The organism is Pseudomonas sp. FP2335, assembly GCF_030687535.1.
Classification (GTDB): Bacteria; Pseudomonadota; Gammaproteobacteria; order Pseudomonadales; family Pseudomonadaceae; genus Aquipseudomonas.
This window is the reverse complement of the sequence record NZ_CP117437.1, coordinates 275,625-300,790: the sequence shown is the minus strand read 5'-3', so window position 1 is coordinate 300,790 and position 25,166 is coordinate 275,625. Positions and strand designations below refer to the sequence as shown.

The 25,166-nt window shown below is 60.1% G+C and carries 25 protein-coding genes; 16 read left to right on the top strand and 9 right to left on the bottom strand.

All coding sequences use genetic code 11. From position 1 onward, the window contains the following. Positions 1-28: 28 nt before the first annotated feature. Entirely contained in the window at positions 29-469 is a 441-nt protein-coding gene (gene lysM / locus PSH81_RS01350; protein ID WP_305391875.1) for a peptidoglycan-binding protein LysM, read from the bottom strand. 132 nt (positions 470-601) lie between these two features. Here lysM and PSH81_RS01345 point away from each other — a divergent pair, with 132 nt between their 5' ends. The 4 genes from PSH81_RS01345 (at position 602) to PSH81_RS01330 (ending at position 5,486) form a co-directional block, all read left to right on the top strand. After that, positions 602-1,489 (top strand): LysR family transcriptional regulator, encoded by an 888-nt coding sequence (locus tag PSH81_RS01345; RefSeq protein WP_226456740.1) that lies wholly within the window; start codon positions 602-604, stop codon positions 1,487-1,489. A gap of 97 nt (positions 1,490-1,586) precedes the next feature. After that, positions 1,587-2,426, top strand: a complete 840-nt coding sequence (gene fdhD, locus PSH81_RS01340) for a formate dehydrogenase accessory sulfurtransferase FdhD (RefSeq protein ID WP_226456738.1) — start codon at positions 1,587-1,589, stop codon at positions 2,424-2,426. Beyond that, positions 2,423-4,771 (top strand): FdhF/YdeP family oxidoreductase, encoded by a 2,349-nt coding sequence (locus PSH81_RS01335; protein WP_226456736.1) that lies wholly within the window; start codon positions 2,423-2,425, stop codon positions 4,769-4,771. The genes fdhD and PSH81_RS01335 overlap by 4 nt, the downstream gene beginning before the upstream one ends. A gap of 241 nt (positions 4,772-5,012) precedes the next feature. Next, positions 5,013-5,486, top strand: coding sequence for a glycine zipper domain-containing protein (locus PSH81_RS01330; protein ID WP_017737565.1), 474 nt, complete (start codon positions 5,013-5,015; stop codon positions 5,484-5,486). 149 nt (positions 5,487-5,635) lie between these two features. Here PSH81_RS01330 and PSH81_RS01325 read toward each other — a convergent pair whose 3' ends face one another. From PSH81_RS01325 to PSH81_RS01315, 3 genes are all read right to left on the bottom strand, one after another. Next, positions 5,636-6,067, bottom strand: coding sequence for a thioesterase family protein (locus PSH81_RS01325; protein WP_226456735.1), 432 nt, complete (start codon positions 6,065-6,067; stop codon positions 5,636-5,638). 23 nt (positions 6,068-6,090) lie between these two features. Further along, the gene (locus PSH81_RS01320; RefSeq protein WP_305391874.1) at positions 6,091-8,028 is read right to left on the bottom strand and encodes an ATP-dependent DNA helicase RecQ; all 1,938 of its coding nucleotides are present in this window, start codon (positions 8,026-8,028) and stop codon (positions 6,091-6,093) included. Between the two features lie 232 nt (positions 8,029-8,260). Next, on the bottom strand, positions 8,261-9,436 hold the full coding sequence (locus PSH81_RS01315) for a tetratricopeptide repeat protein (RefSeq protein WP_192298459.1): 1,176 nt from the start codon (positions 9,434-9,436) through the stop codon (positions 8,261-8,263). A 175-nt stretch (positions 9,437-9,611) separates the two neighbouring features. Here PSH81_RS01315 and PSH81_RS01310 point away from each other — a divergent pair, with 175 nt between their 5' ends. The 6 genes from PSH81_RS01310 (at position 9,612) to PSH81_RS01285 (ending at position 13,419) form a co-directional block, all read left to right on the top strand. Continuing rightward, the gene (locus tag PSH81_RS01310) at positions 9,612-9,782 is read left to right on the top strand and encodes a YhfG family protein (protein WP_017737561.1); all 171 of its coding nucleotides are present in this window, start codon (positions 9,612-9,614) and stop codon (positions 9,780-9,782) included. Further along, entirely contained in the window at positions 9,782-10,381 is a 600-nt protein-coding gene (locus PSH81_RS01305; protein WP_226456732.1) for a putative adenosine monophosphate-protein transferase Fic, read from the top strand. The genes PSH81_RS01310 and PSH81_RS01305 overlap by 1 nt, the downstream gene beginning before the upstream one ends. A 265-nt stretch (positions 10,382-10,646) precedes the next feature. After that, on the top strand, positions 10,647-11,003 hold the full coding sequence (locus PSH81_RS01300; protein ID WP_305391873.1) for a hypothetical protein: 357 nt from the start codon (positions 10,647-10,649) through the stop codon (positions 11,001-11,003). A gap of 273 nt (positions 11,004-11,276) precedes the next feature. Continuing rightward, positions 11,277-11,747, top strand: coding sequence for a hypothetical protein (locus PSH81_RS01295; protein ID WP_226456730.1), 471 nt, complete (start codon positions 11,277-11,279; stop codon positions 11,745-11,747). A 277-nt stretch (positions 11,748-12,024) separates the two neighbouring features. After that, the gene (locus PSH81_RS01290) at positions 12,025-12,381 is read left to right on the top strand and encodes a DUF1493 family protein (protein ID WP_305391872.1); all 357 of its coding nucleotides are present in this window, start codon (positions 12,025-12,027) and stop codon (positions 12,379-12,381) included. 186 nt (positions 12,382-12,567) lie between these two features. After that, entirely contained in the window at positions 12,568-13,419 is an 852-nt protein-coding gene (locus PSH81_RS01285; RefSeq protein WP_305392745.1) for an EamA family transporter, read from the top strand. 57 nt (positions 13,420-13,476) lie between these two features. On the opposite strand, the gene PSH81_RS01280 is transcribed toward PSH81_RS01285, so the two are convergent. Both PSH81_RS01280 and hslO read right to left on the bottom strand, forming a co-directional pair. Continuing rightward, complete coding sequence (locus PSH81_RS01280) at positions 13,477-15,018, bottom strand: phosphoenolpyruvate carboxykinase (protein ID WP_226456727.1); 1,542 nt, start codon at positions 15,016-15,018, stop codon at positions 13,477-13,479. 179 nt (positions 15,019-15,197) lie between these two features. Beyond that, on the bottom strand, positions 15,198-16,100 hold the full coding sequence (gene hslO, locus PSH81_RS01275; protein WP_192298467.1) for an Hsp33 family molecular chaperone HslO: 903 nt from the start codon (positions 16,098-16,100) through the stop codon (positions 15,198-15,200). Between the two features lie 104 nt (positions 16,101-16,204). Here hslO and PSH81_RS01270 point away from each other — a divergent pair, with 104 nt between their 5' ends. After that, positions 16,205-17,002, top strand: a complete 798-nt coding sequence (locus tag PSH81_RS01270; RefSeq protein WP_305391871.1) for a phosphatase PAP2 family protein — start codon at positions 16,205-16,207, stop codon at positions 17,000-17,002. 24 nt (positions 17,003-17,026) lie between these two features. Here PSH81_RS01270 and PSH81_RS01265 read toward each other — a convergent pair whose 3' ends face one another. Next, the gene (locus PSH81_RS01265) at positions 17,027-17,434 is read right to left on the bottom strand and encodes an RNA-binding S4 domain-containing protein (RefSeq protein WP_192298469.1); all 408 of its coding nucleotides are present in this window, start codon (positions 17,432-17,434) and stop codon (positions 17,027-17,029) included. 116 nt (positions 17,435-17,550) lie between these two features. Here PSH81_RS01265 and PSH81_RS01260 point away from each other — a divergent pair, with 116 nt between their 5' ends. From PSH81_RS01260 to rimK, 3 genes are read left to right on the top strand one after another with little or no spacing between them, the layout of a single operon-like run. Further along, positions 17,551-18,357, top strand: a complete 807-nt coding sequence (locus tag PSH81_RS01260; RefSeq protein ID WP_226456723.1) for an EAL domain-containing protein — start codon at positions 17,551-17,553, stop codon at positions 18,355-18,357. Between the two features lie 52 nt (positions 18,358-18,409). After that, positions 18,410-18,826 carry an ATP-dependent zinc protease gene (locus tag PSH81_RS01255; RefSeq protein ID WP_305392744.1) on the top strand — a complete coding sequence of 139 codons (417 nt, stop codon included), beginning with the start codon at positions 18,410-18,412 and terminating at the stop codon, positions 18,824-18,826. Further along, positions 18,823-19,728, top strand: a complete 906-nt coding sequence (rimK, locus tag PSH81_RS01250; protein ID WP_122718247.1) for a 30S ribosomal protein S6--L-glutamate ligase — start codon at positions 18,823-18,825, stop codon at positions 19,726-19,728. The genes PSH81_RS01255 and rimK overlap by 4 nt, the downstream gene beginning before the upstream one ends. 157 nt (positions 19,729-19,885) lie before the next feature. Here the strand turns inward: rimK and PSH81_RS01245 are convergent, their stop codons facing one another. Continuing rightward, positions 19,886-21,199, bottom strand: coding sequence for an ATP-binding protein (locus PSH81_RS01245; protein WP_192298471.1), 1,314 nt, complete (start codon positions 21,197-21,199; stop codon positions 19,886-19,888). A 117-nt stretch (positions 21,200-21,316) separates the two neighbouring features. Further along, entirely contained in the window at positions 21,317-22,057 is a 741-nt protein-coding gene (gene ompR, locus PSH81_RS01240; RefSeq protein ID WP_017737550.1) for a two-component system response regulator OmpR, read from the bottom strand. Positions 22,058-22,414: 357 nt separating this feature from the next. Here ompR and PSH81_RS01235 point away from each other — a divergent pair, with 357 nt between their 5' ends. Both PSH81_RS01235 and PSH81_RS01230 read left to right on the top strand, forming a co-directional pair. Continuing rightward, positions 22,415-24,739, top strand: coding sequence for a Tex family protein (locus tag PSH81_RS01235; RefSeq protein WP_305391870.1), 2,325 nt, complete (start codon positions 22,415-22,417; stop codon positions 24,737-24,739). Next, the gene (locus PSH81_RS01230; protein WP_305391869.1) at positions 24,739-25,122 is read left to right on the top strand and encodes a PaaI family thioesterase; all 384 of its coding nucleotides are present in this window, start codon (positions 24,739-24,741) and stop codon (positions 25,120-25,122) included. Before PSH81_RS01235 ends, PSH81_RS01230 begins: the two co-directional genes overlap by 1 nt. Positions 25,123-25,166: the final 44 nt, after the last annotated feature.

Below are 25,166 nucleotides of genomic sequence, written 5' to 3'. Positions count from 1 at the left end.
AGCCCGCTCCCACATTTTGCTGCGCGTATTACTCAGGGATACGCAGTGTCTGGCCTGGATAGATCTTGTCCGGGTGCGACAACAGCGGCTTGTTCGCCTCGAAAATCTTGTTGTACTGATTGGCGTTGCCATATACCGCCAGGGAAATCGCGCTCAACGTGTCGCCCTTCTTCACCACGACAAAACGGGCGGCAGCCACTACCGGACCGGTTACCTTGATCTGATCATCCACCCTGGCCACACCGGCAATATTGCCCAGCGCCAGCAGGATCTTCTCTTTCTCTTCCTGGGTGGCCACTTCACCGGTCACGGTCACCTTGTCGCCGTCCACCGTGGTCTGCACATTCGGATTCCCCAGACCGACTTTGGACACGTGGTCCTTCAACTGCTCACTGGCGTTTGCATTACCCGGCGTCAACAGGTCGACAATCTTTTCGCCGGCTTCCTTGATAAAGCTGAAAATGCTCATAGTGCGCTCTCCTTGGGATTTGAGTTCCAGATGCCCAAGACTAGACCAGTCCCGAGGATTTGGGTTCCAGCCCGGCCAAAGACCCAAACGCGCTAGAATCCCCCCGCCATTGGAATAAGCCCTGGAGCGAAGATGGACATCAAACAGCTGAAATTCCTCATCGCCCTCGACGAAACCCGTCACTTTGGCCAGGCGGCGGCGCGTTGCCACATTACCCAGCCGACCCTGTCGATGCGCCTGCGCAGTCTTGAAGAAGAGTTGGACCTGCCGTTGGTCAATCGCGGCCAGCGCTTCGAAGGCTTTACCGCCCCCGGTGAACGCGTGCTGGCCTGGGCCCGAACAGTCCTGGCCGCCTATGACGGCTTGCAGGCTGAAGCCGCCGCCTGTCGCGGCAACCTGGTCGGTACGTTGCGCCTGGGCGTGGTGCCACTGTCGAGCTTTGATCCGTTGGCCTTGATGCAGCAACTGCACAAGGAGCACCCGAGCCTGCGCTTCGAGCTGTCGGCACTCAGCTCCGAACAGATCCTCGAACAGCTGGCCAGCAACCGCCTGGACCTCGGCGTGTCCTATCTGGAGCGCCTGGACACCGAGCGTTTCGACTCCCTGGCCCTGGGCGAAACCCGCATGGGCCTACTCTATGACCAACGCTTCTTCAGCTTCGGCGACAAACCGTTGAGCTGGGAAGCGCTGACCGAACTGCCCCTGGGCATGCTCACCAGCGGCATGCACTTTCGCCAATCCATCGACCATAACTTCCACAGCCGTGGGCTCAACCCGCAGCCGCTGCTGCAAACCGATGCCGTCCATCAGTTGTTGCAAGCGGTGCATGGCGGTTTGTGTTGCGCGGTGATGCCGCTCGATGGCGGCCTCGATGCGCTCACCGAGCACCTGCGCCTGCAACCCATCGAAGACGCGCATACCCTGGCGCGCCTGGGGTTGATCATGCGCCGTAGCGCGCCGCGTTCGGCGTTGGCCGAGGCGTGCTTCGCGCTGTTTCAGAAATCGCAAATCGAGTCTTGATCGACGTCATCTATCGGTGGATCAGTACTGGCAATTAGACGCGACGCTTTGTCGCGCCTAGTCTAAACACTGATCAATCCGCCGGTGGTATTGCCCCATGAACGCCAAGCGCCCAGTCTGCGCGGCGCCCGCCCTTGATACGCCCGCGCCGGCCGCCAGCCAGAGCTACCAGTTTTGCAATCTCGAACACACGGAAGTCGCCAGCACCGCGCTGGCGGAAGAAGTGGCGTTGGCAATTGCCTACAACGACATCAGCCAGGCGGTGATGCTGGTAACGCCCACCGACCTGCAAGATTTTATCGTCGGTTTCAGCATTGGCAGCGGCATTATCGCCGACGTTAGCGACATTTATGATCTGAAACTCAGCGGATCTGGCTCAGCGCAGTACGCTCAGGTGCAGATCTCCAGTCGCGCGTTCTGGAACCTCAAGCAGCAGCGCCGCCAATTGGCCGGCACCAGCGGCTGTGGCCTGTGCGGCGTGGAGGCGGTGGAACAAGCCCTGCCCGACCTGCCAGTGCTGCCCGGCGCACCCTTGCCGCCTGCCGCATGGCTTGATGGCCTGCGCCAACGCATCAGCGCGTTCCAGCCGTTGGGGCAGTACAGCGGCGCGGTGCATGCCGCCGTATTCATGAACAGCCAGGGCGAGTTGCTGCTGGGCCGCGAAGACATCGGCCGGCATAACGCCCTGGATAAATTGATCGGCGCCTTGATCCGCCAAAAGATTCCGACCGAAGGCGGCCTGGCGATTGTCACCAGTCGTTGCAGCCTGGAGCTGATCCAGAAAGTCCTGCGCGCGGGCATCCAGACCCTGGTCAGCCTGTCGTCGCCCACCGGCCTGGCCCTGCAATGGGCGCGCCGGCATAACCTCAATCTCATTCACCTGCCGCAGAAAAGTGCGCCGCGAGTCTACAGCCCCGCGATGGAGAACCAGCCGTGAGCAACCATAATCAAGCCGACCAAACCCCAACCCCGCGCTACAAGCCCTACAAGGGCGCAGCCGGCGGCTGGGGCGCACTGATCAGCGTGGCCCAGGCCTGGCTGACCAGCGACAACGCGCTGAAAAACCTGCGCATGATGCTCAAGACCAACCAGAACGGCGGCTTCGACTGCCCAGGCTGCGCCTGGGGCGACTCGCCGGAAAGCGGCATGGTCAAGTTCTGCGAGAACGGCGCCAAGGCGGTGAACTGGGAAGCCACCAAGCGCCGTGTCGATGCGGCGTTCTTCGCCAAGCACAGCGTCACCTCGCTGCTGGCGCAAAGCGACTACTGGCTGGAATACCAGGGCCGCCTGACCGAGCCGATGCGCTACGACGCCGACACCGACCGCTACCAGCCCATCAGCTGGGAAGCCGCGTTCGACCTGGTGGGCAAGCACCTCAACGCCCTGCCCAGCCCGGATATGGCCGAGTTCTACACCTCGGGCCGCGCCAGCAACGAAGCGGCATACCTGTATCAACTGTTTGTGCGCGCCTACGGCACCAACAACTTCCCGGACTGTTCGAACATGTGCCACGAGGCCAGCGGCGTCGCGCTGGCGCAAAGCGTGGGCGTGGGCAAAGGCACCGTGACCTTTGACGACTTTGAACATGCCGACGCGATTTTCGTCTGGGGCCAGAACCCTGGCACCAACCACCCACGCATGCTTGAACCCCTGCGCGAAGCGGTGACCCGTGGTGCCCAGGTGGTGTGTATCAACCCGCTCAAAGAGCGCGGCCTGGAACGCTTCCAGCACCCGCAACACCCGCTGGAAATGCTCACCAACGGCGACAAACCGACCAACACCGCCTACTTCCGCCCGGCCCTGGGTGGCGACATGGCCATTTTGCGCGGCATGGCCAAGTTCCTGCTGCTGTGGGAACGCCAGGCCCAGGCCGAAGGCAAGGAAGCGGTGTTCGACCACGACTTCCTCAACGAACACACCGCCAACGTGCTGGACTACCTGGCCAGGATCGACGACACCTCGTGGGATGAAATCACCGAGCAATCGGGCCTGACGCTGGTCGAGATCGAGCAGGCGGCGCGCATGTACGCCAAAGGCAAGAACGTGATCATGTGCTGGGCCATGGGCATTACCCAGCACCGTCACTCGGTGCCGACCATCCAGGAAATCGCCAACCTGATGCTGCTGCGCGGCAACATCGGCCGCCCCGGCGCCGGCCTGTGTCCGGTGCGTGGCCACAGCAACGTGCAGGGCGACCGCACCATGGGCATCAACGAACGCCCACCGGTGGCGTTCCTCGACGCCCTGGAACGGCGCTTCCAGTTCCAGGTGCCACGCACCAACGGCCACAACGTGGTCGAAGCGATCCACGCCATGCTCGAAGGCCGCTCCAAGGTGTTTATCGGCCTGGGCGGCAACTTCGCCCAAGCCACCCCAGACAGCCCGCGCACCTTTGAAGCGCTGCGCAACTGCGACCTGACCGTGCAGATCAGCACCAAGCTCAACCGCAGCCACCTCATGCACGGCAAAGACGCGCTGATCCTGCCGTGCCTGGGCCGTACCGACATCGACATCCAGGCCGACGGCCCGCAAGCGGTGACCGTGGAAGATTCGTTCAGCATGGTCCACGGCTCCAACGGCCAACTGCAACCGCTGTCGAAACTGATGAAATCCGAGCCGGCGATCCTGGCCGGTATCGCCGCCGCCACCCTGGGCAGCAAACCAGTGGACTGGAACTGGCTGGTGGCCGACTACGGGCGCATCCGTGAACTGATCGCCGACACCATCCCGGGCTTCAAGGACTTCAACGAGAAGATCAAGCACCCGGGCGGTTTCTACCTCGGCAACTCCGCCGGCTCACGGCGCTGGAACACTCCGTCGGGCCGCGCCAACTTCCGCGCTAATATCCTGCCCAAGGACCTGATCCACGAACGCACCCACGCCACCGGCAAGGTGCCGGACCTGATCATGCAGTCGATGCGCTCCCACGATCAGTACAACACCACCATTTATGGCCTGGACGACCGCTACCGTGGGGTCAAGGGCCAGCGCGACGTGCTGTTTGTCAACGAAGCCGACATCATCCGCCTGGGCTTCAAGCCGGGGCAGAAGGCCGACATCGTGTCGCTGTGGGAGGACGGCCGTGAACGCCGTGTGAAAGGCTTTACCTTGCTGGCGTTCGATATTCCGGCAGGACAGGCGGCGGCCTACTACCCGGAAGTGAACCCACTGGTGCCACTGGAAAGCACTGGGGATGGCAGCCATACGCCGACGTCGAAATTCGTGGCGATCCGGCTGGAAGCCGCGAGCGACAACGGCCTGATCATGGCCCGCAGCGCCTGACCATCACCTCGTAGTGAGCGGGCTTGCCCGCTCACTACAATTGCGGGCACAAAAAAAGGCCGCTTTTGCATAAAAGCGGCCGTTCCGAAGTAGCTAAAGACCCATAAAACCAGCTTAAGTTCCCTAGCCAAAACAGTAACTTAGCGAATTGTGCACAACTCGTGTTACTGGTCGGATTTCTATTGTCACAATACCGATACAGCCTCAGGATCGCGCCGTCATCCCCTTGAGGTTTCCCTGAATGAAGTTCTCCTCGATTCTCTTGTTGTCCCTTGGCCTGGTCAGTGGCGCAGCCATGGCCGGTGGCACCACCGAAGCCGGTGTAGGCGGCGCATTGGGCGGGGTTCTAGGTTCGGTTGTTGGCCAGCAGCTTGGCGGCAACACCGGCTCGACCATTGGCGCAGCCCTGGGTGGCGCCGGTGGTAGTGCGGTCGGCGCCGACAAACGCAGCCGTGGCGAAGCCGCCATCGGCGGTGCGTTGGGCGCAGCGGGCGGCAACGTTGTGGGTCGCAGTGTCGGCGGCAGCACCGGCAGCCTGATCGGCGCAGCCGCCGGCGGTGGTGCGGGTGGTGCGCTGGGCAACTACATGGGCAACAAGAGCGATGACGATGATCGTCGTTCGCGTGACAACCGTCGTTATGATCGTGATGACCATCGTGGCCGTGGGCATGCTTACGGGCATCGCAAGAACAAGCATCACTACCGTCACCGCTAAGCCCGCGACCTAGAGCACACAGCACGATTCATGTGGGAGCGGGCTTGCCCGCGATAGCAAACAGTCAGGCAATACGGCTTGACCTGACCCACCGCTATCGCAGGCAAGCCAGCTCCCACATTTGATTTCCACGGATCGCGAGATTGCGATCAGGCCACCAACCGCTGCAACGCCTCGCGCAACACCCCCGCAATCGGCACCGGCTGGTTCGACCCACGCTCCACAAACACATGCACAAAGCGCCCCGCCGCACAGGCTTCGTCCTCGCCTGCCTTGAACACCGCCAACTCGTACTGCACCGAACTGTTGCCCAACTTGCCCACCCGCAAGCCAATGTCGATGCGCTCGGGAAAGGCAATCGACGCGAAGTAATCACACGCCGAACTCACCACGAACCCCACCACTTCGCCGTCGTGAATATCCAACCCACCCTGTTCGATCAGGTAGGTATTCACCGCCGTGTCGAAAAAGCTGTAGTAGGTCACGTTGTTCACATGGCCATACACATCGTTGTCGTGCCAGCGCGTGATGATGGGCTGGAAGTGAAGGTAATCGGCACGTTGTGGCACGGAATCAGGCATAGGGCTCACCTCTAAAGAAGGGTTCAAAGCGCATTCAAATGGACCTCGGCCCACTGGCGTACCTCGGCATACGGATAATCTTCCAGCGCAGCAAAGCCCGGAATACCCCGCGCCTTCAACTTGGTAAACAACGGCACGCTGATTCCGCCGAGGAACCGCGTCAGGCGTTCCGCTTCGGGCAATTGGCCGGTGTGCTGATGATGCCTGTGGATAAAATCACCGCACAGCCCCATGAAGTTTTTATCCACAAGCGGCGGCAAGACCGGCGGCGGCGGTAAGTGCGCCACATCACCGTGGCAGACCGAACAATGCCCACAGCGCTGCGGCGCGTTTTCATCGCCAAAATACTGCGCCAGGCGCTGCCCCAGGCAGCGTTCGGTGGCGAACAGATCAAGCATGGCGTGAATCCGTGCCACCTCACCGATCTCGTGCTGCTTGAAGCCTGTGTATAACTCGGCGCTCAAGGCCTGTGGGTCGAAATCCGTATCGAGCAGGCTGTAGACCTCGGTCATCTGCTTGCTTTCCAGCTCGACCAAGCCCTGTTCCTGGAAGTAATCCAGCGCCTTCACCACGCGGTCGCGCCCGGCGTTGTGCTGTTGATAAAGCGCGTCGAAGTCCACCGTCGCCCAAGTCCTGGCCCGCTTGCACACCTGGATAATCGCCGCGACAAACTGCTGCCGCTCGCCGGAAAAACGCGCCAGCAGGGCTTCGGGTTCGATCAGGTACTTGAAGCGGTATTCGGCATAAAACGCATAGCGCGGCGCGATCACGCCCTTGAGTTCCAACTGCACCAGCAACGTTTTCAGCGGCAGCTCGCGGATGTTGCTGTGGTCCGACAGCGAGCGCAGCAGGAACTCCCACTGCCCGTCACCCCGCGCGGCCTGCAGCTCGTCGAGCACACGGCGAATGCCGTCCCGCTCCGGCGTGTCGCCATAGACGAAGTTTTCCAACACGTTGAGGCTGTCGCGGTTGGCCAGTACCAGGCAATCGGACGGTTGACCATCACGCCCGGCGCGGCCGATTTCCTGGCTGTAGTTCTCGATGGACTTGGGCAGGTCGAAATGCACCACATTGCGGATGTCGCTCTTGTCGATGCCCATGCCAAACGCGATGGTGGCGACGATGCAATTGGAGCGCCCGCCCATGAAGCGCTGCTGGATACCCTCGCGCTTATCGTGGGGCAAACCGGCGTGATACGCCTCGGCCTGGATACCATGGCGATTGAGATGCTCGGCAATCTGTTCGGCGGTTTTTTGCAAGGTGACGTAAACGATGCTCGGCTGGCCCACCCGCTCGCTCATCCACTGCACCAGTCGGCGGCGCTTGTCTGCACCACTGACGGGTTCCACCAACAGGTTGAGGTTGGGCCGGTAGAAGCCCGTGGTGACCACATCGTCCGCAGCAATGGCGAACTTCGCCTGCATGTCGGCAATCACCTTGGGCGTCGCCGTAGCCGTCAACAGCAGGGCTTGTGGGATATTGAACTGACGCTGGTAGTCCGGCAGCTTCAAATAGTCCGGACGGAAATTATGGCCCCATTCGGAAATACAGTGCGCCTCATCCACCACCAACAGCGAGATCTGCACGCTTTGCAGGAAGTTGCGAAAACGCTCGTTCTTCAAGCGCTCCACGGAAATCATCAGGATCTTCAACTCACCCGAACGCGCACGCGCCATCACATCATTCGCGTCTTCGCGGCTCTGGGCCGAATCGATACTGCCCGCCGAAATGCCATGGCGTTGCAGGAAACCCAGCTGGTCCTGCATCAGCGCCAGCAGCGGCGACACCACCAGCGTCAGGTGCGGCAACAGCACTGCCGACAGCTGATAACAAAGGGACTTGCCGGAGCCCGTGGGGAAAATCGCGGCAGCAGAACGACCGGCCAGCACGGCGCTGACCGTTTGTTCCTGGCCCAAACGAAACTGTGGATAACCAAAGACCTGCTGGAGGGTGTCGTGCATAAGCTGTCACTCCATTGACCGCTGAGTAGGCTCAAAAACATAGTCCGCAAATCTCAGCGCATCGAGAAAGGTCGCATGGAAAAAAGAGACAGGATGATACACAGGGCGGGGATGGCGCAGGGCCGAAGTGGGATGTTTCACCAGGTTTTGCAGGAGCACCGCAAACCAAATGTGGGAGGGGGCCAGCCCCTTCCCACATTGTTTAGATCTGTATTTCTGTATTACCGGTGAATCAGCGGTTTTTCACCCGCTCAATCGCCGTGTCATACACCGGATTGGCTTTCTGTTCCTTGGCCAACTGGTAGTGACGCAACGCATCCTGGAACTGCCCGGCCGCTTCATAGATCCGCGCAATGTTGTAGTAAGACCCTGCACGCACGGTAGGGGCATTCGCACCAGTCGCCAAAGCGATGGCCTTGCGGTTGGCCCAGATCGACTCGGCGGTGTTGCCAGCCTTCTGATAGGCCAGGCCCAGGTTGCCGTAGGCCTTGCCGAAGCCATTGTCCAGCTCGATGGCTTGGCGGAACAGGTCGATCGCCTGGTCCAGCTTGCCAGCCTGGTAGGCCGCTTCACCTTGCAGGTTAAGACGTTTCGCATCGGTTTGTGCGGAGGAGCTGACCGCCACTGCCGAGACCGCCACGCTGTCATCCAGCAACGGCTTGACTTCGTTCAGCACGTTCGCCGCGTCCACAGTCACGCCGGTGAAGGTGTTGATGTCCTGGAAGTCGCCGCTGCCGGTCATGCGGAATACTGTCCACAGGTTGCCGGTGCGGTTCTGCGGCACGTAGTAGGTACGTACCAGCGATTGGCCCATATACACAAACACCTTGGCCTCGCTGTTGGACAGCTGGCGCGAGCTTGGATTGCTGCCGTTGGTGAAGTCATGCACCGCATACACGTAGCTTTCGCCGTAGTGTTTTTTCTGCAGGGTGATGGTTTCCGGGCCGTAGCTGTCAACGTCGTCCACGTCCAGCTCGGCGTCGGTACCTTGCTTGTTTTCGAAGTAGATATTGTTGCCGGGGAAGATCATGTGGGAATCGAGGTCTTCCGGGGTCTTGCCCCACGTCAGCACCACACGCAGGCCGTCGAGGTTTTCCATCACCGGGCTGACCGCATAGGTCATGCCCTTGCACGGGCACTTCACCACCAGGTTGGAATAGCCAGGCTTCTTGATGATCAGCAGGCTGCTGCCATCATCGGCGCCTTCGCTGGTGAGCGTCACCTGGCCTTGCGCGTTGGTACGACCCACCACGTTCTGTGCGCCGTTGCGTTGCAGCAGCACTTCGGCGTCAGCGATTTTCTGATCCTTGACCACCGCGCTGAGCACTTCGATCGGCAACTGTTCGGCCTGGACGGAAAACGCTACCGCACACAATGACATCGCCGAAGCGACACGCAGCAAACCCATGCTTAACTCCCTTTAAGTAGTGGGCGGAATCGCCCTACAAGATTTTGCGCTGCAACATACGCTGAATTCAGCGAGCTGGCAGTTTATTTGTACAAAATGTGACGTGGTTTTTATCGCGCCTGCCCTCGGAAGCATTGCGCTACAATCAAGCCTTGCTACCCAGGAGTACGCTGCGATGAGCGAACTGACGTTTGAGCAAAAACAGGATCATTACCACAAGATCCGCCGTTCCAATTACCTGGCCAGCCTGCGCCTGGAAGGGTTCGACACCCAACCGGCCGACGTCGACAAACCCCTGCCGACCCGCGAAGCCGTCCTTGCCAAGTACCGCGACACCCCACGCTGATGCTCGACAAATATGGCGTCGGCCAGGACCCGTACTGCTATCCCGGTAGCAGCGTGCTGCGCAACCGCCTCGATTTGCACGACGAAGCCCGCCTGCACCAGGCTGAGCGGGAACTCTCCGAAATCGCCGTAGGCAACCTCCCGCTCTTCCCTCCGCCCTACGACCTCGATCGCCTGCAGCACATCCACCACATCCTGTTCGACGACCTCTACGACTGGGCCGGCGAGTTGCGCAGCGTCAACATCCAGAAAGGCGACACCCTGTTCTGCACCCCGGAACGTATCCCACCGGAAGCGGCGAAAATCATCCGGCATATGGAAGCGGCCAACTGGTACGTGGGCGCGACTCAGTCCGAGCTGGTGACGCAGATTGCCGAGGCGTACGGCGACCTCAACGTTATTCACCCCTTCCGCGAAGGCAACGGGCGGGCGCAGCGGATTTTGTTTGAACAGATCATCGTGAATGCGGGGTTTTCAGTGAACTGGTGGCTGGTGAAACATGCCGCATGGGTGCCGGCGAATATTGATGCGGTGGCGTGTGATTACCGGGGGTTGGAGGCGATTTTTGAGCGGTGTATCAGCAGGCCTGTTGGCGCCTGATCGAACCCCGCCCAGTTAAACCATCTGTTTATTGCCCGGAAACTGACTCACTTCTAAGGTTCGCTTCGTCGCTGCCAAATCAGCGACCGGGTTTGGTCACCCGAAAAACAGCACACATAAGTGCCATTACTTACTCTTCGAACGTCTATCGTCTCGTATCGCAGTGCTATGGCGGCTGTGTGGGGGACGTCTTCGGACGTGTCGGAGTGCTGTTTCCGGCTGGCCAACCCGCGCACAGTCCGCCACCCACCGTTTGGCCACGGTGATGTCGGTTACCCAACAGCAAACCGAGTACCTTCAAATGCAAATAATTGAAACGATGGACCGCTATCGTCAGTTGCGTACCAATTTCACAGATACTCATCCGCTACTCATAGACACCCAAGCTACCGCTGAAGACATTCAGTCCGCCGCCCACCAACGCATCCGCGCTGCCACCGACTTGCTGGAAACCTTCTCCTGCATGACCTTCGAACACGCCGACCTCAAAGACATATCCCACATCACAAACGCGCTATACCTCCTCGTCCAGGATGGCTGTGATTTGCTGGAAGCTGCACAGCATGTACAGCTGCAACCGGCGGCCGAAACACCAAAGCAACCTAACCAGCCACACGGCTAAATCTGTGGGAGCTGGCTTGCCTGCGATGGAGGTGTATCGGTCCGTATTTCCCCAACTGTCCCACCGTCATCGTGGACAAACTCGGCTCCCACAAATAACCAATTTCGTCCAAACGATTCACGTCAAACCATGCAATCGGAAACACCTGTAAGAAACCGCCAAATGCCGTGCCATCCTCCTCCGAAACTGCTTAAAACACCCTTCCTTAGCTCTACAAAAATCACCTTTGCCTGACCGAAACTAGCGCCTTATAAAGTTTCGGGGCAAGGCCTCATGCACATCGAAAAGACTCAACACATCGGTCACTATGGCGTCATTTTCAAGGTGATTCGCTTCACTGTTTTGCCTGGCAATCGACACGCTTTAGCCAACCTTTGCCTACCGGAAGCCAAAACAGCAGCCCAGCAAGTTCGCGATCAAATACGCAATCTGTACGAAAAAATGCTGGCTAAGGATTTTCCATGCGAGATCACAGTCGCAATTTCGAATCCGTTGAGACGAAATCAAGCTGATCGGTTAAACGACCAAAACATCCTCATCAAACAAATAATTTCCGGAGCTATTTCAACGCCAGGAATTGTCATTTCAGCGGTAACTGCTGGCTTTGTTGGCGATACGATTTCGAACAAGCTTCGCAAATATCACACGGGTGACATCATCATAGGTCTTGAGGCCAGCGTGAAAGGAGGGATAGGCCCTCAGCACTCAACACTCTCGATGCATATCTACTCGGAAGAGCCTTAGTTGCATGGCCATGTACCTTCAATCCGTATTTTTTTTCATCACGTATTTGGTGCTGCATCACCAAATCACAGACCCCACCCTCAGAAAGCGTTTCGCACTCACATTTCTCGTGACCGGGCTCACTTTAACGTTCCTACTACCCTACGTAGCGGTGATCCTCAGAATGCCCTTCCTACCTGTCTTCGTATTCTTGATAGGCTTGGCCCTCTTCATCACCCGAAACAAATACCGCCTGCAACGCGACCATCCCCCTCACCCACTCCTGCGTGCCCCCACCATGAACCTCGCCCCCGACTTCCCCGAAGACCTCGCGATGCAGCAACTCCTGCAACTGCTGCACGAAGAAATCGGCCTGCCGAAACACAAGACCCTGCGCCTGCAAACCGCGATCAACTTCGACCTCGGTTGCGACGGTGCAGAGGCCAAGCAGTTCATAGAAGCCGTTGAAGAGGAATTTGCGCTCGATATGGGCGACTACGACGCCTATCGCTACTTCAACCCGCCGGTGTTCGATGTATTCCTGAAGCATCGCGCCAAGGGTCGCGGCGACAAAATCCCGCTGACCATCGGCATGTTGTACCTGGCGATCAAGACGCAAAGATGGGACACACAGACCTTGGAAAACCTGAGCTGATTGAGCGCAGACCCAAAGCACAACAACGTTCCAATGTGGGAGCGGGCTTGCCCGCGAATACGGAGTGTCAGCCGATACACCTCCAACTGAAATACAGCATTCGCGAGCAAGCCCGCTCCCACATTCGATCTGCGCTAATCTGGCAAGCCGCGCACGAACCAACAAGGACCTTACATGGACGTAACAATGGGCCTGCTGGCCGCCCTGCTCTGGGGCGGCACGGACTTTCTCGTGGGCCTCAACGCCCGTGCCGTCGGGGTCAAGCGCGCGGTGTACTTCGGCCAGGCCCTGGGCTTTTTGATCATGACCCTGTTGCTGGTCATCTTCCCGACCTTCCTCGTCAAATCCCTCGATGCAGCGCTGAGCGTCTGGCTACTGGGCATCACCGCCGCCCTGCTCACCGTCTCCGGCGCTCTCGCACTGTCCAAGGCGTTCGCCCTGGGCAAGGCTGCCATCGTCGCACCGCTGGTGACGTCCTACGGCGTAGTCACCACGCTGCTGTCCTGGGCCAGCGGTGAACACATCAGCCTGACGCAACTGGGCTGCATCGCGCTGTGCGTGATTGGCGTGATCCTCTCCAGCATCCACAAGGACAACGACGTCCCTCACAACAACCCGCGGCTGTCCATCATCTACGCCATGCTCGCGGCAACGCTGTACGGCACCAGCTTCTGGCTGCAAGGCCGCTATACATTGCCGGCGCTGGGGCCGATCACCATGTTGTGGTTGGGTTACCTGGTGGGCCTGTGCGTGCTGGTGGTGATGGTGCTGAAGATCAAGGACGGTCTGAAAATCCCGCCGCTGAAAAACTGTGCGACGCTGACCGGCGCGAGCTTGATGAACCTGGGTGGGTTCTCGGCGTTTTCGTGGGGGGCGATGGCGGGGTCGGTGTCGGTGGTGACGGTGATCAGTACGTTGTCGGGGGGGATTGCGGCGATCTTGGGGTTTGTGTTTTTCAAGGAGCGCTTGTCGGCCGTGCAAATTCTGGGGGTCGTGCTGGTGCTGGTCGGGGCCGTGGTTTTGCACATCGCCGACTGACCTGTCGCGCACAAAAAAGCCGCCTACAAGAGGCGGCTTTTTCACAACTACCGAATCTTACAACTGAGGACCGGCAGCCTTGATCGCATCGCTCACGTCAAACTTCTTGAAGTTCTCGATGAACAGGCCAGCCAGCGCCTTCGCTGCTTCGTCGTAGGCAGCCTTGTCAGCCCAGGTGTTACGTGGGTTCAACAGGCCAGTCTCAACGCCCGGTACGGCCAGTGGCACGTCGAGGTTGATGGTGTCGAGGTGTTCGGTTTGTGCACCGACCAACGCGCCGCTCTGGATCGCTGCGATCACGCCACGAGTGGTCGGGATGTTGAAGCGGTTGCCAACGCCGTAGCCGCCGCCGGTCCAGCCGGTGTTGACCAGGTAGACCTTGGAGCCGAAGCCGCGGATGCGCTTGATCAGCAGCTCGGCGTATTCACCAGCCGGACGCGGGAAGAACGGCGCGCCGAAGCAGGTGGAGAAGGTCGACTTGATGCCGCCGCCGGAACCCATTTCGGTCGAGCCCACCAGTGCGGTGTAGCCGGACAGGAAGTGGTAGGCCGCTTGTTCTTCACTGAGGATCGACACGGGCGGCAGAACGCCGGTCAGGTCGCAGGTCAGGAAGATCACCGCGTTTGGCTCGCCGCCCAGGTTTTTCTCGGAACGCTTGGCAACGTGCTCCAGCGGGTAGGCTGCGCGGCTGTTCTGGGTCAGGCTGACATTGGTGTAGTCCGCGTGCTTGGCGTCGTCGATGACAACGTTTTCCAGCACGGCGCCGTGCTTGATGGCTTTCCAGATGACCGGCTCGTTCTTCTCGGACAGGTCGATGCACTTGGCATAGCAACCGCCTTCGATGTTGAACACCACGCCTTCGCCCCAGCCGTGTTCGTCGTCACCGATCAGGTAACGGCTTTCGTCGGCGGACAGGGTGGTTTTACCCGTGCCCGACAGACCGAAGAACAGGGTTACGTCGCCCGCTTCGCCGATGTTGGCGGCGCAGTGCATAGGCAGCACGTCGGAAGCCGGCAGCAGGAAGTTCTGCACCGAGAACATGGCTTTTTTCATCTCACCGGCGTAACGCATGCCGGCGATCAGCACTTTCTTCTGTGCGAAGTTGAGGATCACGCAACCGTCGGAGTTGGTGCCGTCACGCTCTGGCACGCACTCGAAGTTGGCCACGTTGAGCACTTGCCATTCATCGCGACCGGCAGGGTTGTACTGGGCCGGGTTGATGAACAGGCAACGACCGAACAGGTTCTGCCAGGCAGTCTGGGTGGTCATTTTCACGGCCAGGTAGTGGTCTTCGGCAGCCCCTACGTGAACGTGGGAAACGAAATGCTCTTGCGCATTGTTGAAGGCCTCGACGCGAGCCCACAGCGCATCGAACTTGTCGGCCGGGAACTTGCGGTTGATCGGGCCCCAGGCGATGGCGTCCTGGGTGGTTGGCTCTTCAACGATGAAACGATCGACTGGCGAACGACCGGTGCGGTGACCGGTTTCTACGACCAGCGCGCCAGTATCGGCAAGCACGCCTTCACCGCGCTGCAGGGCTTCTTTGACCAGATCGTCAACACTCAGATCGGTGTATACGGCGTTATTGGCTTGCGTCATGAGGTTCCCCGTCGGCCTATGGCCGAGTGCTCCAAACGTTTTGTAGTAGAAAGTTGCGCACTACTACCGCGAAAAAAGTGGGCCGGATTATGCCAGAAAAGCCCAAAAAAAGTAGGGCCCTCCCGTCAGAACTGCGCTAATCCGGCGTTTGTCAGGTGATTTACCTGTGCTTAAACGTTTTAGTGGCGGGTATCAGAAGGGGTGTCGATACCTGCGCCAGCGAACAATTGGGCTACATCGGCGGCATCAAACAGGTAACGTTCATTACAGAACTGGCAGTCGATCTCGATATTGCCGCCGTGTTCCACCACCAGATTCTGTGCATCTTCCAGGCCCAGGCTGACCAGCGCATTGGCCGAGCGCTCGCGTGAGCAGCTGCAATTGAAGCGCAGGGACTGTGCGTCGAACAGGCGCACAGCTTCTTCGTGGTACAGGCGGTGCAGGATGGTTTCGTTGCTCAGGCCCAGCAGTTCCTCAGCCGTGAGCGTACCGGCCAGGGCGGTGAGGCCGCGCCAGCTTTCGGCGCGATCGTCGTCGTCCTTGATGCGGTCAGCCGGCAGTTGTTGCAGCAGCAGGCCACGGGCGCGATGGCCGTCGGCGTTGAGCCAGAACTTAGTGCCCACTTGCTGGGACATCACGAAATAGTTGGTGAAGCAGTCCGACAGGGTCTCGCCGTCGAGGTCGACGATACCCTGGTAGCGCTGGCCTTCGGTCGGATCGACGGTGAGCGCCAATACGCCGTTGGGCATCAGGTCGGACAGGGTTGCGTCCGGGGCGATCTGGTCGGCCTCGTAACGGGCCAGGCCACGGATGTCGCGCTCACTGGAGCATTCGATCATCAGCAATGGGACAGGGCCTTCGGAACGGGCCTGCAGGATCAGCAAGCCGTCGAACTTCATGGTGCCCACCAGCAGCGCAGCCGCCGCCATCAGCTCACCGAGCAATTGCGCGACCGGCTCCGGATAGGGGTGCTTGGCGAGGACTTCGGCGTAGCTGCGCTCCAGCGAGACCAGTTCGCCACGGGCGTCGGTCTCGTCGAAGATGAAGCGTTGGGTGAAGTCGGTATCCGGTAGATCAGTCATAGGTCTGGGTATCTGAATTGATGACAAATTGATTACAAGGTTTATAGAATTAAACGCTTTAGCACCAATTTGGTGCGGTTTTTTAGAGCGATGGGGGACAGTTTATGAACAATCCGGGTTTGTTCCAAGCCAAGTGGAACCTCGGGCGATGGGCCGTTTGCAATCTACTCGCAATCGGACTGCTGTGTTTTTGGCTGTGGCCCACGGGCCAGATGCTGTGTGTGGTTTTCGACGAATGGCTGTTTCATCTGCTCAATGATCCGCTGGCAACCCACTCAAGCTGGCTGCACGTATGGGCCGTGGCCAGTCTGCGACCGTTTGATGCAGTGGTCGGCGTGATTCTGCTGATGCTGCTGATTCGCGGCGACTGGGTCTTCAACGCCGTGCAGGTACGCCAGGCGCTGTTAGGTTTTGTCGGCATTTTGTTGCTGTTGCTGTTTATCCGCATGCTGTTTTCCAAACTTGCGGCACACATGGGCTGGCAACACAGTAGCCCGTCGATGGTGATCAGCGGGGCCATTCAGATGAGCGACTACTTTCCCGGGCTGGAGAAGACCTGGGAGCTCAAAGACCGTTCGAGCCAGAGTTTTCCGGGGGACCATGCCTCGGTACTGTTGATCTGGGCGATGTTCATGACGGTGTTCACCAAGCGTATCGGCCAGCTGCTGGTGATCTGGGGCCTGGCGCTGCTGTTCATGATGCCGCGCCTGGTGGCGGGCGCGCATTGGGGGCAGGACGATTACATCGGTGGTGTATTGCTGGCGCTGTTGGCTTTGGGGTGGGGGTATTACACACCGTTTGCGGCGAAAGTATCGCAGGGGTTGCTACGGGTGACGGCGCCGGTTTTCGGACTGTTTCAGCGCGTGCCACTGATCAGCCGCCTGAGCGTCATGCACCCGTAATACGTAGGATTGCCCGAGCCGGGGTTAGTCGTCATTGCCGCTGCCGCGAAACTTGAACAGATCGCGGCGCTGCTTCTTGCTCGGCTTGCCATCGGTGCTCAGGCCCATGGCCCCGGCCTTGCGCATCGCCGCCGCATTCTCGCGTTTGGCGATGCTGGCTTCGGTCTCGACGTAGAGCGTCTGCGCTTGCGGCGCGCCACGGCGCACGATGGATAGCGCCTGGACCACCACGGTCTTTTCATCAAATCCCGTACGAATCTGGAATTCGTCGCCGACGCGCGGTTCCTTGCCCGGCTTGCAGCGTTCACCGCGATGGTGCACCTTGCCACTCTCGATGGCGGCCTTGGCCAGGGCGCGGGTTTTATAGAAACGCGCGGCCCACAACCACTTGTCCAGACGGACCTTCTCTTCCTCTTCCTGCTTTTGAGCCACTTGAATTCCCCGCTCTGAAAAATGTCGCAACTTTACCGTTGAACCCCTTCGACGCATAAACCCTTGGGCTCACCTAAGATACGCCAGGTAGCAACCTGTATTGCGAGGATTATGCCGTGACCGATTTCCCCATTTCACTCACCTCGCCCAACCAGCGCTGCACGGGTTGCCAGGAAAGCGAGCCCCTGGGCTTCGATTTTTCCTTCGCCTACCAACCGATTGTCGACCTTCGCGACCGCTCGATTTTCGCCAACGAAGCGCTGGTGCGCGGGGTTAATGGTGAAGGTGCGCTTTCGGTGCTGGAGCAAGTCAACGAGACCAACCGCTACCGCTTCGACCAGCGTTGCCGGACCCAGGCCATTGCCGGCGCCGCGGCCCTGGGGATGCAAACCCACCTTTCGATCAACTTCATGCCTAACGCCGTCTATCGCCCGGAGCTGTGTATTCGCAGCACCCTGGAGGCCGCACGTGCGCATAATTTCCCGCTGGATCGGCTGGTTTTCGAGACGCTGGAAAGCGAGCATGTAGATAACTATCGCCATTTGACGAATATTCTGCGTGAATACCGCGAATTCGGCTTCAAGACCGCCATTGACGATTTCGGTGCGGGCTATTCGGGGCTGAATCTGCTGGCCGATTTCCAACCTGACCTGATCAAACTCGACATGGCGTTGATTCGCGATGTCGATCAGGACCGTGTCCGTCAGGTGATCGTCCGGGGGATTGTCACAATCTGTGAGCAGTTGGGGGTTACTGTCATCGCCGAAGGCATCGAAAGTGCCGGCGAGCGTGACTTCCTTTCCGACTGTGGAATATTTCTGATGCAGGGATACTGGTTCGCCAAGCCCGCATTCAAAGCCTTGGCTGAGGTTTCCCCTCATGCCTGGGCGAATCGATCGGTTACCCATATTGAAGACATTTGACCATTTGACCGTTGTCGGTCTGCGTGAGTGGGTGGCACTTCCCGACCTGGGAGTGGCAGGCCTGCGCGCAAAGATCGACACCGGCGCCAGCACCTCAAGCCTGCACGCCACCGACATCGAGCCGTTTGAGCGCGACGGTGAGCAGTGGGTGCGCTTTACCGCGCACCTGGGCAGTGTGGTGCAACTGCGTCACCGCCGCTGCGAAGCGCCGCTGGTGACGATGAAAACCATCAAGAGCTCCAACGGTCATGCGCAGGTGCGCTATGTGATCAGCACCACCCTGGCGCTGGGTGATCGGGTCTGGCGGGTGGAGTTCACCCTGGCCTGCCGTAAAGCCATGCGTTACCGCCTGTTGCTCGGTTCCAAGGCGCTGATTGACGGCCAGTTGGTGGTCAATCCAAGCGTCAAGTACGTTCAAGACAAGCCGGTGTTCCCGGTCTCTACTATTTCTGCCCCAGGTGCTGCATGAAGATTGCTGTGCTGTCGCGAAACCCGCGTCTGTATTCCACCCGCCGCCTGGTTGAGGCCGGCACCGAACGTGGCCACGAAATGGTGGTGATCGACACGTTGCGTGCCTATATGAACATTGCCAGCCACAAGCCGCAGATCCACTACCGGGGCAAGCCGCTGGAGGGTTTTGATGCGGTGATCCCGCGCATTGGCGCATCGGTGACGTTCTATGGCTGCGCAGTGTTGCGCCAGTTTGAAATGATGGGGGTGTTCCCCCTCAATGAATCGGTCGCCATAGCGCGCTCGCGCGACAAGCTGCGTTCACTGCAATTGCTCTCGCGCCGGGGCATCGGCCTGCCGGTCACCGGCTTTGCCCACTCCCCCGACGACATCCCCGACCTGATCGAAATGGTCAACGGCGCGCCGCTGGTGATCAAGGTATTGGAAGGCACTCAGGGTATCGGCGTGGTGCTGTGTGAAACCGCAACGGCGGCCGAGTCGGTGATCGAAGCCTTTATGGGCCTCAAGCAGAACATCATGGTGCAGGAATACATCAAAGAAGCCGGCGGTGCGGATATTCGCTGCTTCGTGGTCGGCGACAAGGTGATTGCGGCGATGAAACGCCAGGCCAAACCGGGTGAGTTCCGTTCCAACCTGCACCGTGGCGGCAGTGCCAGCCTGATCAAGATCACTCCGGAAGAACGCATGACTGCGCTGCGGGCTGCCAAGGTCATGGGGTTGAGCGTGGCGGGTGTGGATATATTGCGCTCCAACCACGGGCCACTGGTGATGGAGGTAAATTCATCCCCAGGGTTGGAAGGGATCGAGACCACCACGGGCAAGGACGTGGCGGGGATCATCATTCAGCACCTGGAGAAGAATAGTGGCCCGAACATGACGCGGACCAAGGGCAAGGGCTGATCAAATACGGCGGTTGAAACGCCACAACCCAATGTGGACGCGGGCTTGTGTGGGAGCGGGCTTGCTCGCGAATGCGGTGGATCAGCTTGCACATGTATTATGCTGATCTATCGCATTCGCGAGCAAGCCCGCTCCCACATTTGAATGGTGTTGCTGCCTAGACCGCATCCCGGGGCAACATCAGCCCCAACGGCAAGCGCACCCGCGCTTCCAGGCCACCCTCTTCACGGTTGCGCAACTCAACATTGCCGCCATGCATCGAAGCAATCCGCCGCACAATCGCCAGCCCCAGGCCAGTGCCTTTGCCACCGCGGGCACGGTCGCCACGGGTGAACGGGTTGAAAATGCCTTCCAACTCGTCCGGGTCGATGCCCGCTCCCCGGTCCATCACACTCAGCACCACGTAAGGCGCCGCGCTGTCGCCGGAAACGTACGCCGCCACTTCCACATCCGAACCCGCGTGATGCAAGGCGTTGCCGATCAGGTTGTTCAACAGGCGCTTCATCGACACCCGGCGCAACGCAAACGGCTGGATCGGCTCAAGGCGCATGCGGACCTGTTCGCCATTCTGGTTATAGGGCGCCACGACTTCACGTACCAGATCCGTCAGGTCGACCTCCTCCAACACTTCATCACGGCCATCCCGGATAAACGCCAGGAACTGGTCGAGAATCGCGTCCATGTCTTCGATGTCACGGACCATGTCATCGGTCAGGTCGTTATGGTTGCCCATCAGCTCCAGTGACAGCCGCAATCGCGTCAGCGGCGTACGCAGGTCATGGGACACCCCCGCCAGCATCAGTTCGCGTTCGCGCCCGGCCTGTTCGACATCCTCCGCCATCTGGTTGAACGCGCTGTAGACCTCGGTCATCTCACTGGGCGTGTCGCTGACCGGCAGGCGCACACTGCGCCCCTGGCCCAGTTGCCGGGCGGCAAACACCAGGCGTTTGAGCGGCTGGTTGAGCTGGCGCACGAAAATCCACGCAGACGCGGTTGAAAGCAGCCCGATCGCCAGGAACCAGCCCAGCACGTTCCAGATCTTCTGCCCCCGCAGCGGATGCGGATACAGCGGCACTTTCAGCCAATCCTCACCCAGGCTCGGCGCCCTCACCCATAACGCCGGCGATACATGCATGCGCAGCCGCACCTCGGTGTCATCACCCAGTTCGGCCTGCATCTGGCGCTGGTAGATCTCACTGTAGGGCCAGTGCTGCTCGCCCTCGGGCACACCTGCGCCCGCAACACGGACCAGAGTGGCAGCCTTGGCGATCTTCTCGCGGTTCTCGGGGTCGGCGGCCCAGTAGGCGCGCAGCGTCAGGGCCACCCCGTGGCTGTATTGTCGGTCCACTAGCACGTCTTCGTTCATCAACAGATAAACCAGCGTGAGCGCCTTGGAAAACAGAACGACGATCAGCACCAGCCAAAGGGTGCGGGAGAAGAAACTTTGCGGGAACCACAGCGGGGTTTTCATAGGAAACAGCTAGATACCTTGCAGGAACGAGCGGCGCTCGCAGAATTGCAGACGCCGGGCACCCCGTCGACTCTCATGAAGCCGAACGCCAGGATGCCCGCCCCTGCAAATCATCGGTCACTTGGTTGCAGTGCCATCCGGCACAAACACATATCCCACGCCCCACACCGTCTGGATGTATCGCGGCTTGGACGGGTCCGGCTCGATCATCCGACGCAGACGGGAGATCTGCACATCGATGGAGCGCTCCAGGGCGTCCCATTCTCGGCCACGAGCCAGGTTCATCAGCTTGTCGCGGGTCAGCGGTTGGCGCGCGTTCATCACCAGCGCCTTGAGCACGGCGAACTCGCCGGTGGTCAGCATGTGCACTTCATCGCCACGCTTGAGCTCACGGGTGGCCAGCGACAGTTCATAGTCGCCAAAGGTGACGCTTTCGTCTTCACTGCCCGGCGCGCCTGGAACCGGCGGAGCCTGGCGACGCAATACGGCCTTGACCCGCGCCATCAGCTCGTCGGGGTTGAACGGCTTGGCCAAATAGTCATCGGCGCCCAGTTCGAGGCCCTTGATGCGGCTCAGCTCATCGCCCTTGGCGGTCAGCATGATGATAGGAATCTGATTGTTCGCGCTGCGCAGGCGTTTGCAGGCGGTCAGGCCGTCTTCGCCGGGCAACATCAGGTCGAGCACGACCAGGTTGAATACTTCACGCCCCAACAGGCGGTCCATCTGCTCGGTGTTCGGCACCGCGCGGGCACGATAGCCCTTGGAGTTGAAGAAACGCTCCAGCAGGCTGCTCAGCCCCGGATCGTCGTCAACGATGAGAATTTTTTCGCCTTCAGCAGTTTGTGCAGTGCTGCTCATTGGATGCTCCTCTTATCTCGGCGCGCATTATGGCCTAGCTGCCGTTATACGCACCGTGTGCATTGTTAGCAGATTTTTCCTCTACCGACAGCGAACCCGCGCCCTGCAACCTCCAGGCGCAGTACCCCCCAAGGGCAGAACGCTGGTTATAATGCGGCGCCTTTGTGCAGGGCAACGTCAGATCGTTACCGTTTACTGCCAGGCTTTTTTTACCCGCTTGTCGTGATTTTTTCGATTTCGAGGGTCAATAGGCTGCCTCTTGACCCAGGTAGCGGCGCCAGTCGGGCCGCTCAACCAGCCTTGCCGGGCCTTGTTTTCCGGGCCTGCGAGCTGCTTTTCAGAATTTCAGGTGGTTTTATGGACAGCATCAACAGCCGCATCGCCGAGGAACTCGGCGTACGCCCACAACAGGTCGAAGCGGCCGTCGCTCTACTGGATGAGGGCTCCACCGTGCCCTTCATCGCCCGTTACCGTAAAGAAGTGACCGGCAGCCTCGACGACACCCAACTGCGTCACCTGGAAGAGCGCCTGCGCTACCTGCGAGAACTCGACGAACGGCGCATCAGCATCCTCGCCAGCATCGAGGAACAGGGCAAGCTGACCCCGCAGCTGGAGCGCGACATCAAGCTCGCCGACACCAAGACCCGCCTCGAAGACCTCTACCTGCCGTACAAGCAGAAGCGTCGCACCAAGGGCCAGATCGCCTTGGAAGCCGGCCTGGGCGAACTGGCCGACGGCCTGTTCAACGACCCGACACTGACCCCGGACACCGAAGCCGCACGCTTCATCGATGCCGAAAAAGGCGTCGCCGACGTCAAGGCCGCCCTCGAAGGCGCCAAGTACATCCTCATGGAGCGCTTCGCCGAAGACGCCAGCCTGCTGGAAAAACTGCGCACCTACCTCAAGCAGGAAGCGATCCTCAGCGCCCGCGTCATCGCCGGCAAAGAGGAAGAAGGCGCCAAGTTCCGCGACTACTTCGAACACGACGAACCGCTCAAGAGCATGCCGTCCCACCGTGCGCTCGCCATTTTCCGCGGCCGCAACGAAGGCATTCTCAGCTCCGCGCTGAAAGTCGGCGACGAGCTGCCGGGCACCATGCACCCGTGCGAAGGCATGATCGGTCAACAATTCGGCATCCAGAATCAGAATCGTCCTGCGGACAAGTGGCTCGGTGAAGTCGTGCGCTGGACCTGGAAGGTCAAGCTCTACACCCACCTCGAAACCGACCTGCTCGGCGAACTGCGCGACGGCGCGGAAACCGAGGCGATCAACGTGTTCGCCCACAACCTGCACGACCTGCTGCTGGCCGCCCCGGCCGGCCCGCGTGCCACACTGGGCCTCGACCCGGGCCTGCGTACCGGCTGCAAGGTCGCGGTGGTCGACTCCACCGGCAAGCTGCTGGACCACGCCACCGTGTACCCGCACGTGCCGCACAACAAGTGGGACCAGACCCTCGCGATCCTGGCCGCGCTGTGCGCCAAGCACGCGGTAGACCTGATCGCCATCGGCAACGGCACCGCCAGCCGCGAAACCGACAAGCTGGCCGCCGAACTGATTAAAAAATACCCAGCCATGAAGATGACCAAGGTCATGGTCTCCGAAGCCGGCGCATCGGTGTACTCGGCGTCGGAACTGGCCTCCAAGGAATTCCCGGACCTCGACGTGTCGATCCGTGGCGCGGTGTCGATCGCTCGCCGTTTGCAGGACCCGCTGGCCGAACTGGTGAAGATCGACCCTAAATCCATCGGCGTCGGCCAGTACCAGCACGACGTGTCGCAGCTCAAATTGGCACGCGGCCTGGATGCGGTGGTGGAAGACTGCGTAAACGCCGTGGGCGTGGACGTGAACACCGCCTCCGTAGCCCTGCTGGCGCGTATTTCCGGCCTCAACGCGACCCTGGCGCAGAACATCGTCACCCACCGTGACGAAAACGGCGCGTTCAAAACCCGCGCCGCGCTGAAAAAAGTCGCACGCCTGGGCGAGAAAACCTTCGAGCAAGCCGCTGGTTTCCTACGCGTAATGAACGGCGACAACCCGCTGGATTCCTCCGCCGTCCACCCGGAAGCCTACCCGCTGGTGCAACGCATCGCCGCCGAGACCGACCGCGACATCCGCTCGCTGATCGGCGACGCCGCGTTCCTCAAGCGCCTGGACCCGAAGAAGTACACCGATGAAACCTTCGGCGTACCGACCATCACCGACATCCTGCAAGAGCTGGAAAAACCTGGCCGCGACCCACGCCCCGAGTTCAAGACCGCCGAGTTCCAGGACGGCGTCGAAGACCTCAAGGACCTGGAGCTGGGCATGATCCTCGAAGGCGTCGTCACCAACGTGACCAACTTCGGTGCCTTCGTGGACATCGGCGTGCATCAGGACGGTTTGGTGCATATCTCTGCGCTTTCGGAGAAGTTCATCAAGGACCCACGCGAAGCGGTAAAAGCCGGTGACGTGGTCAAGGTCAAGGTCATGGAAGTCGACATCCCGCGCAAACGCGTCGGCCTGTCGATGCGCATGAGCGACACCCCTGGCGAAAAAATCGACGGTGCCCGTGGCGCCCGCCCAGGCTCGGCGCCACGCCAGTCTCAAAACAGCGCACCACGCAAGGAAACCGCCACCGCCGCGCCAAGCAACAACGCCATGGCCTCGCTGTTCGCCAACGCCAAGCAGTTGAAGAAACGTTGATGCAAATCCCGCCCGGGTTGACCCAGAGCGCCTTCAGCGAACTGATCGGCTGCCGCCTGCAACGCCTTGAAGAGGGCGTTGCCGAGGTGGCCCTGACCCTGGAGCCGCACCTGCGCAACCGCGCGGGCAAGCTCCACGGCGGGGCGATTTTCAGCCTGGTGGACATCACCATGGGGCTGGCCTGTTCCAGCAGCCATGGTTTCGACCAGCAGAGCGCGACCATTGAGTGCAAGATCAACTACATCCGCGCCGTCGAAGACGGTGAGGTGCTGTGCACCAGCCGGGTGATTCATGCCGGCCGACGCACGTTGGTGGTCGAAGCGGATGTGTACCAGAGCGACAGACTTGTCGCAAAAGCACAGGGCACCTTCGCTGTCCTATAGCTCCCCACCCTCGATTTGAGTTAATTTCGGCGCTGCACTAAACA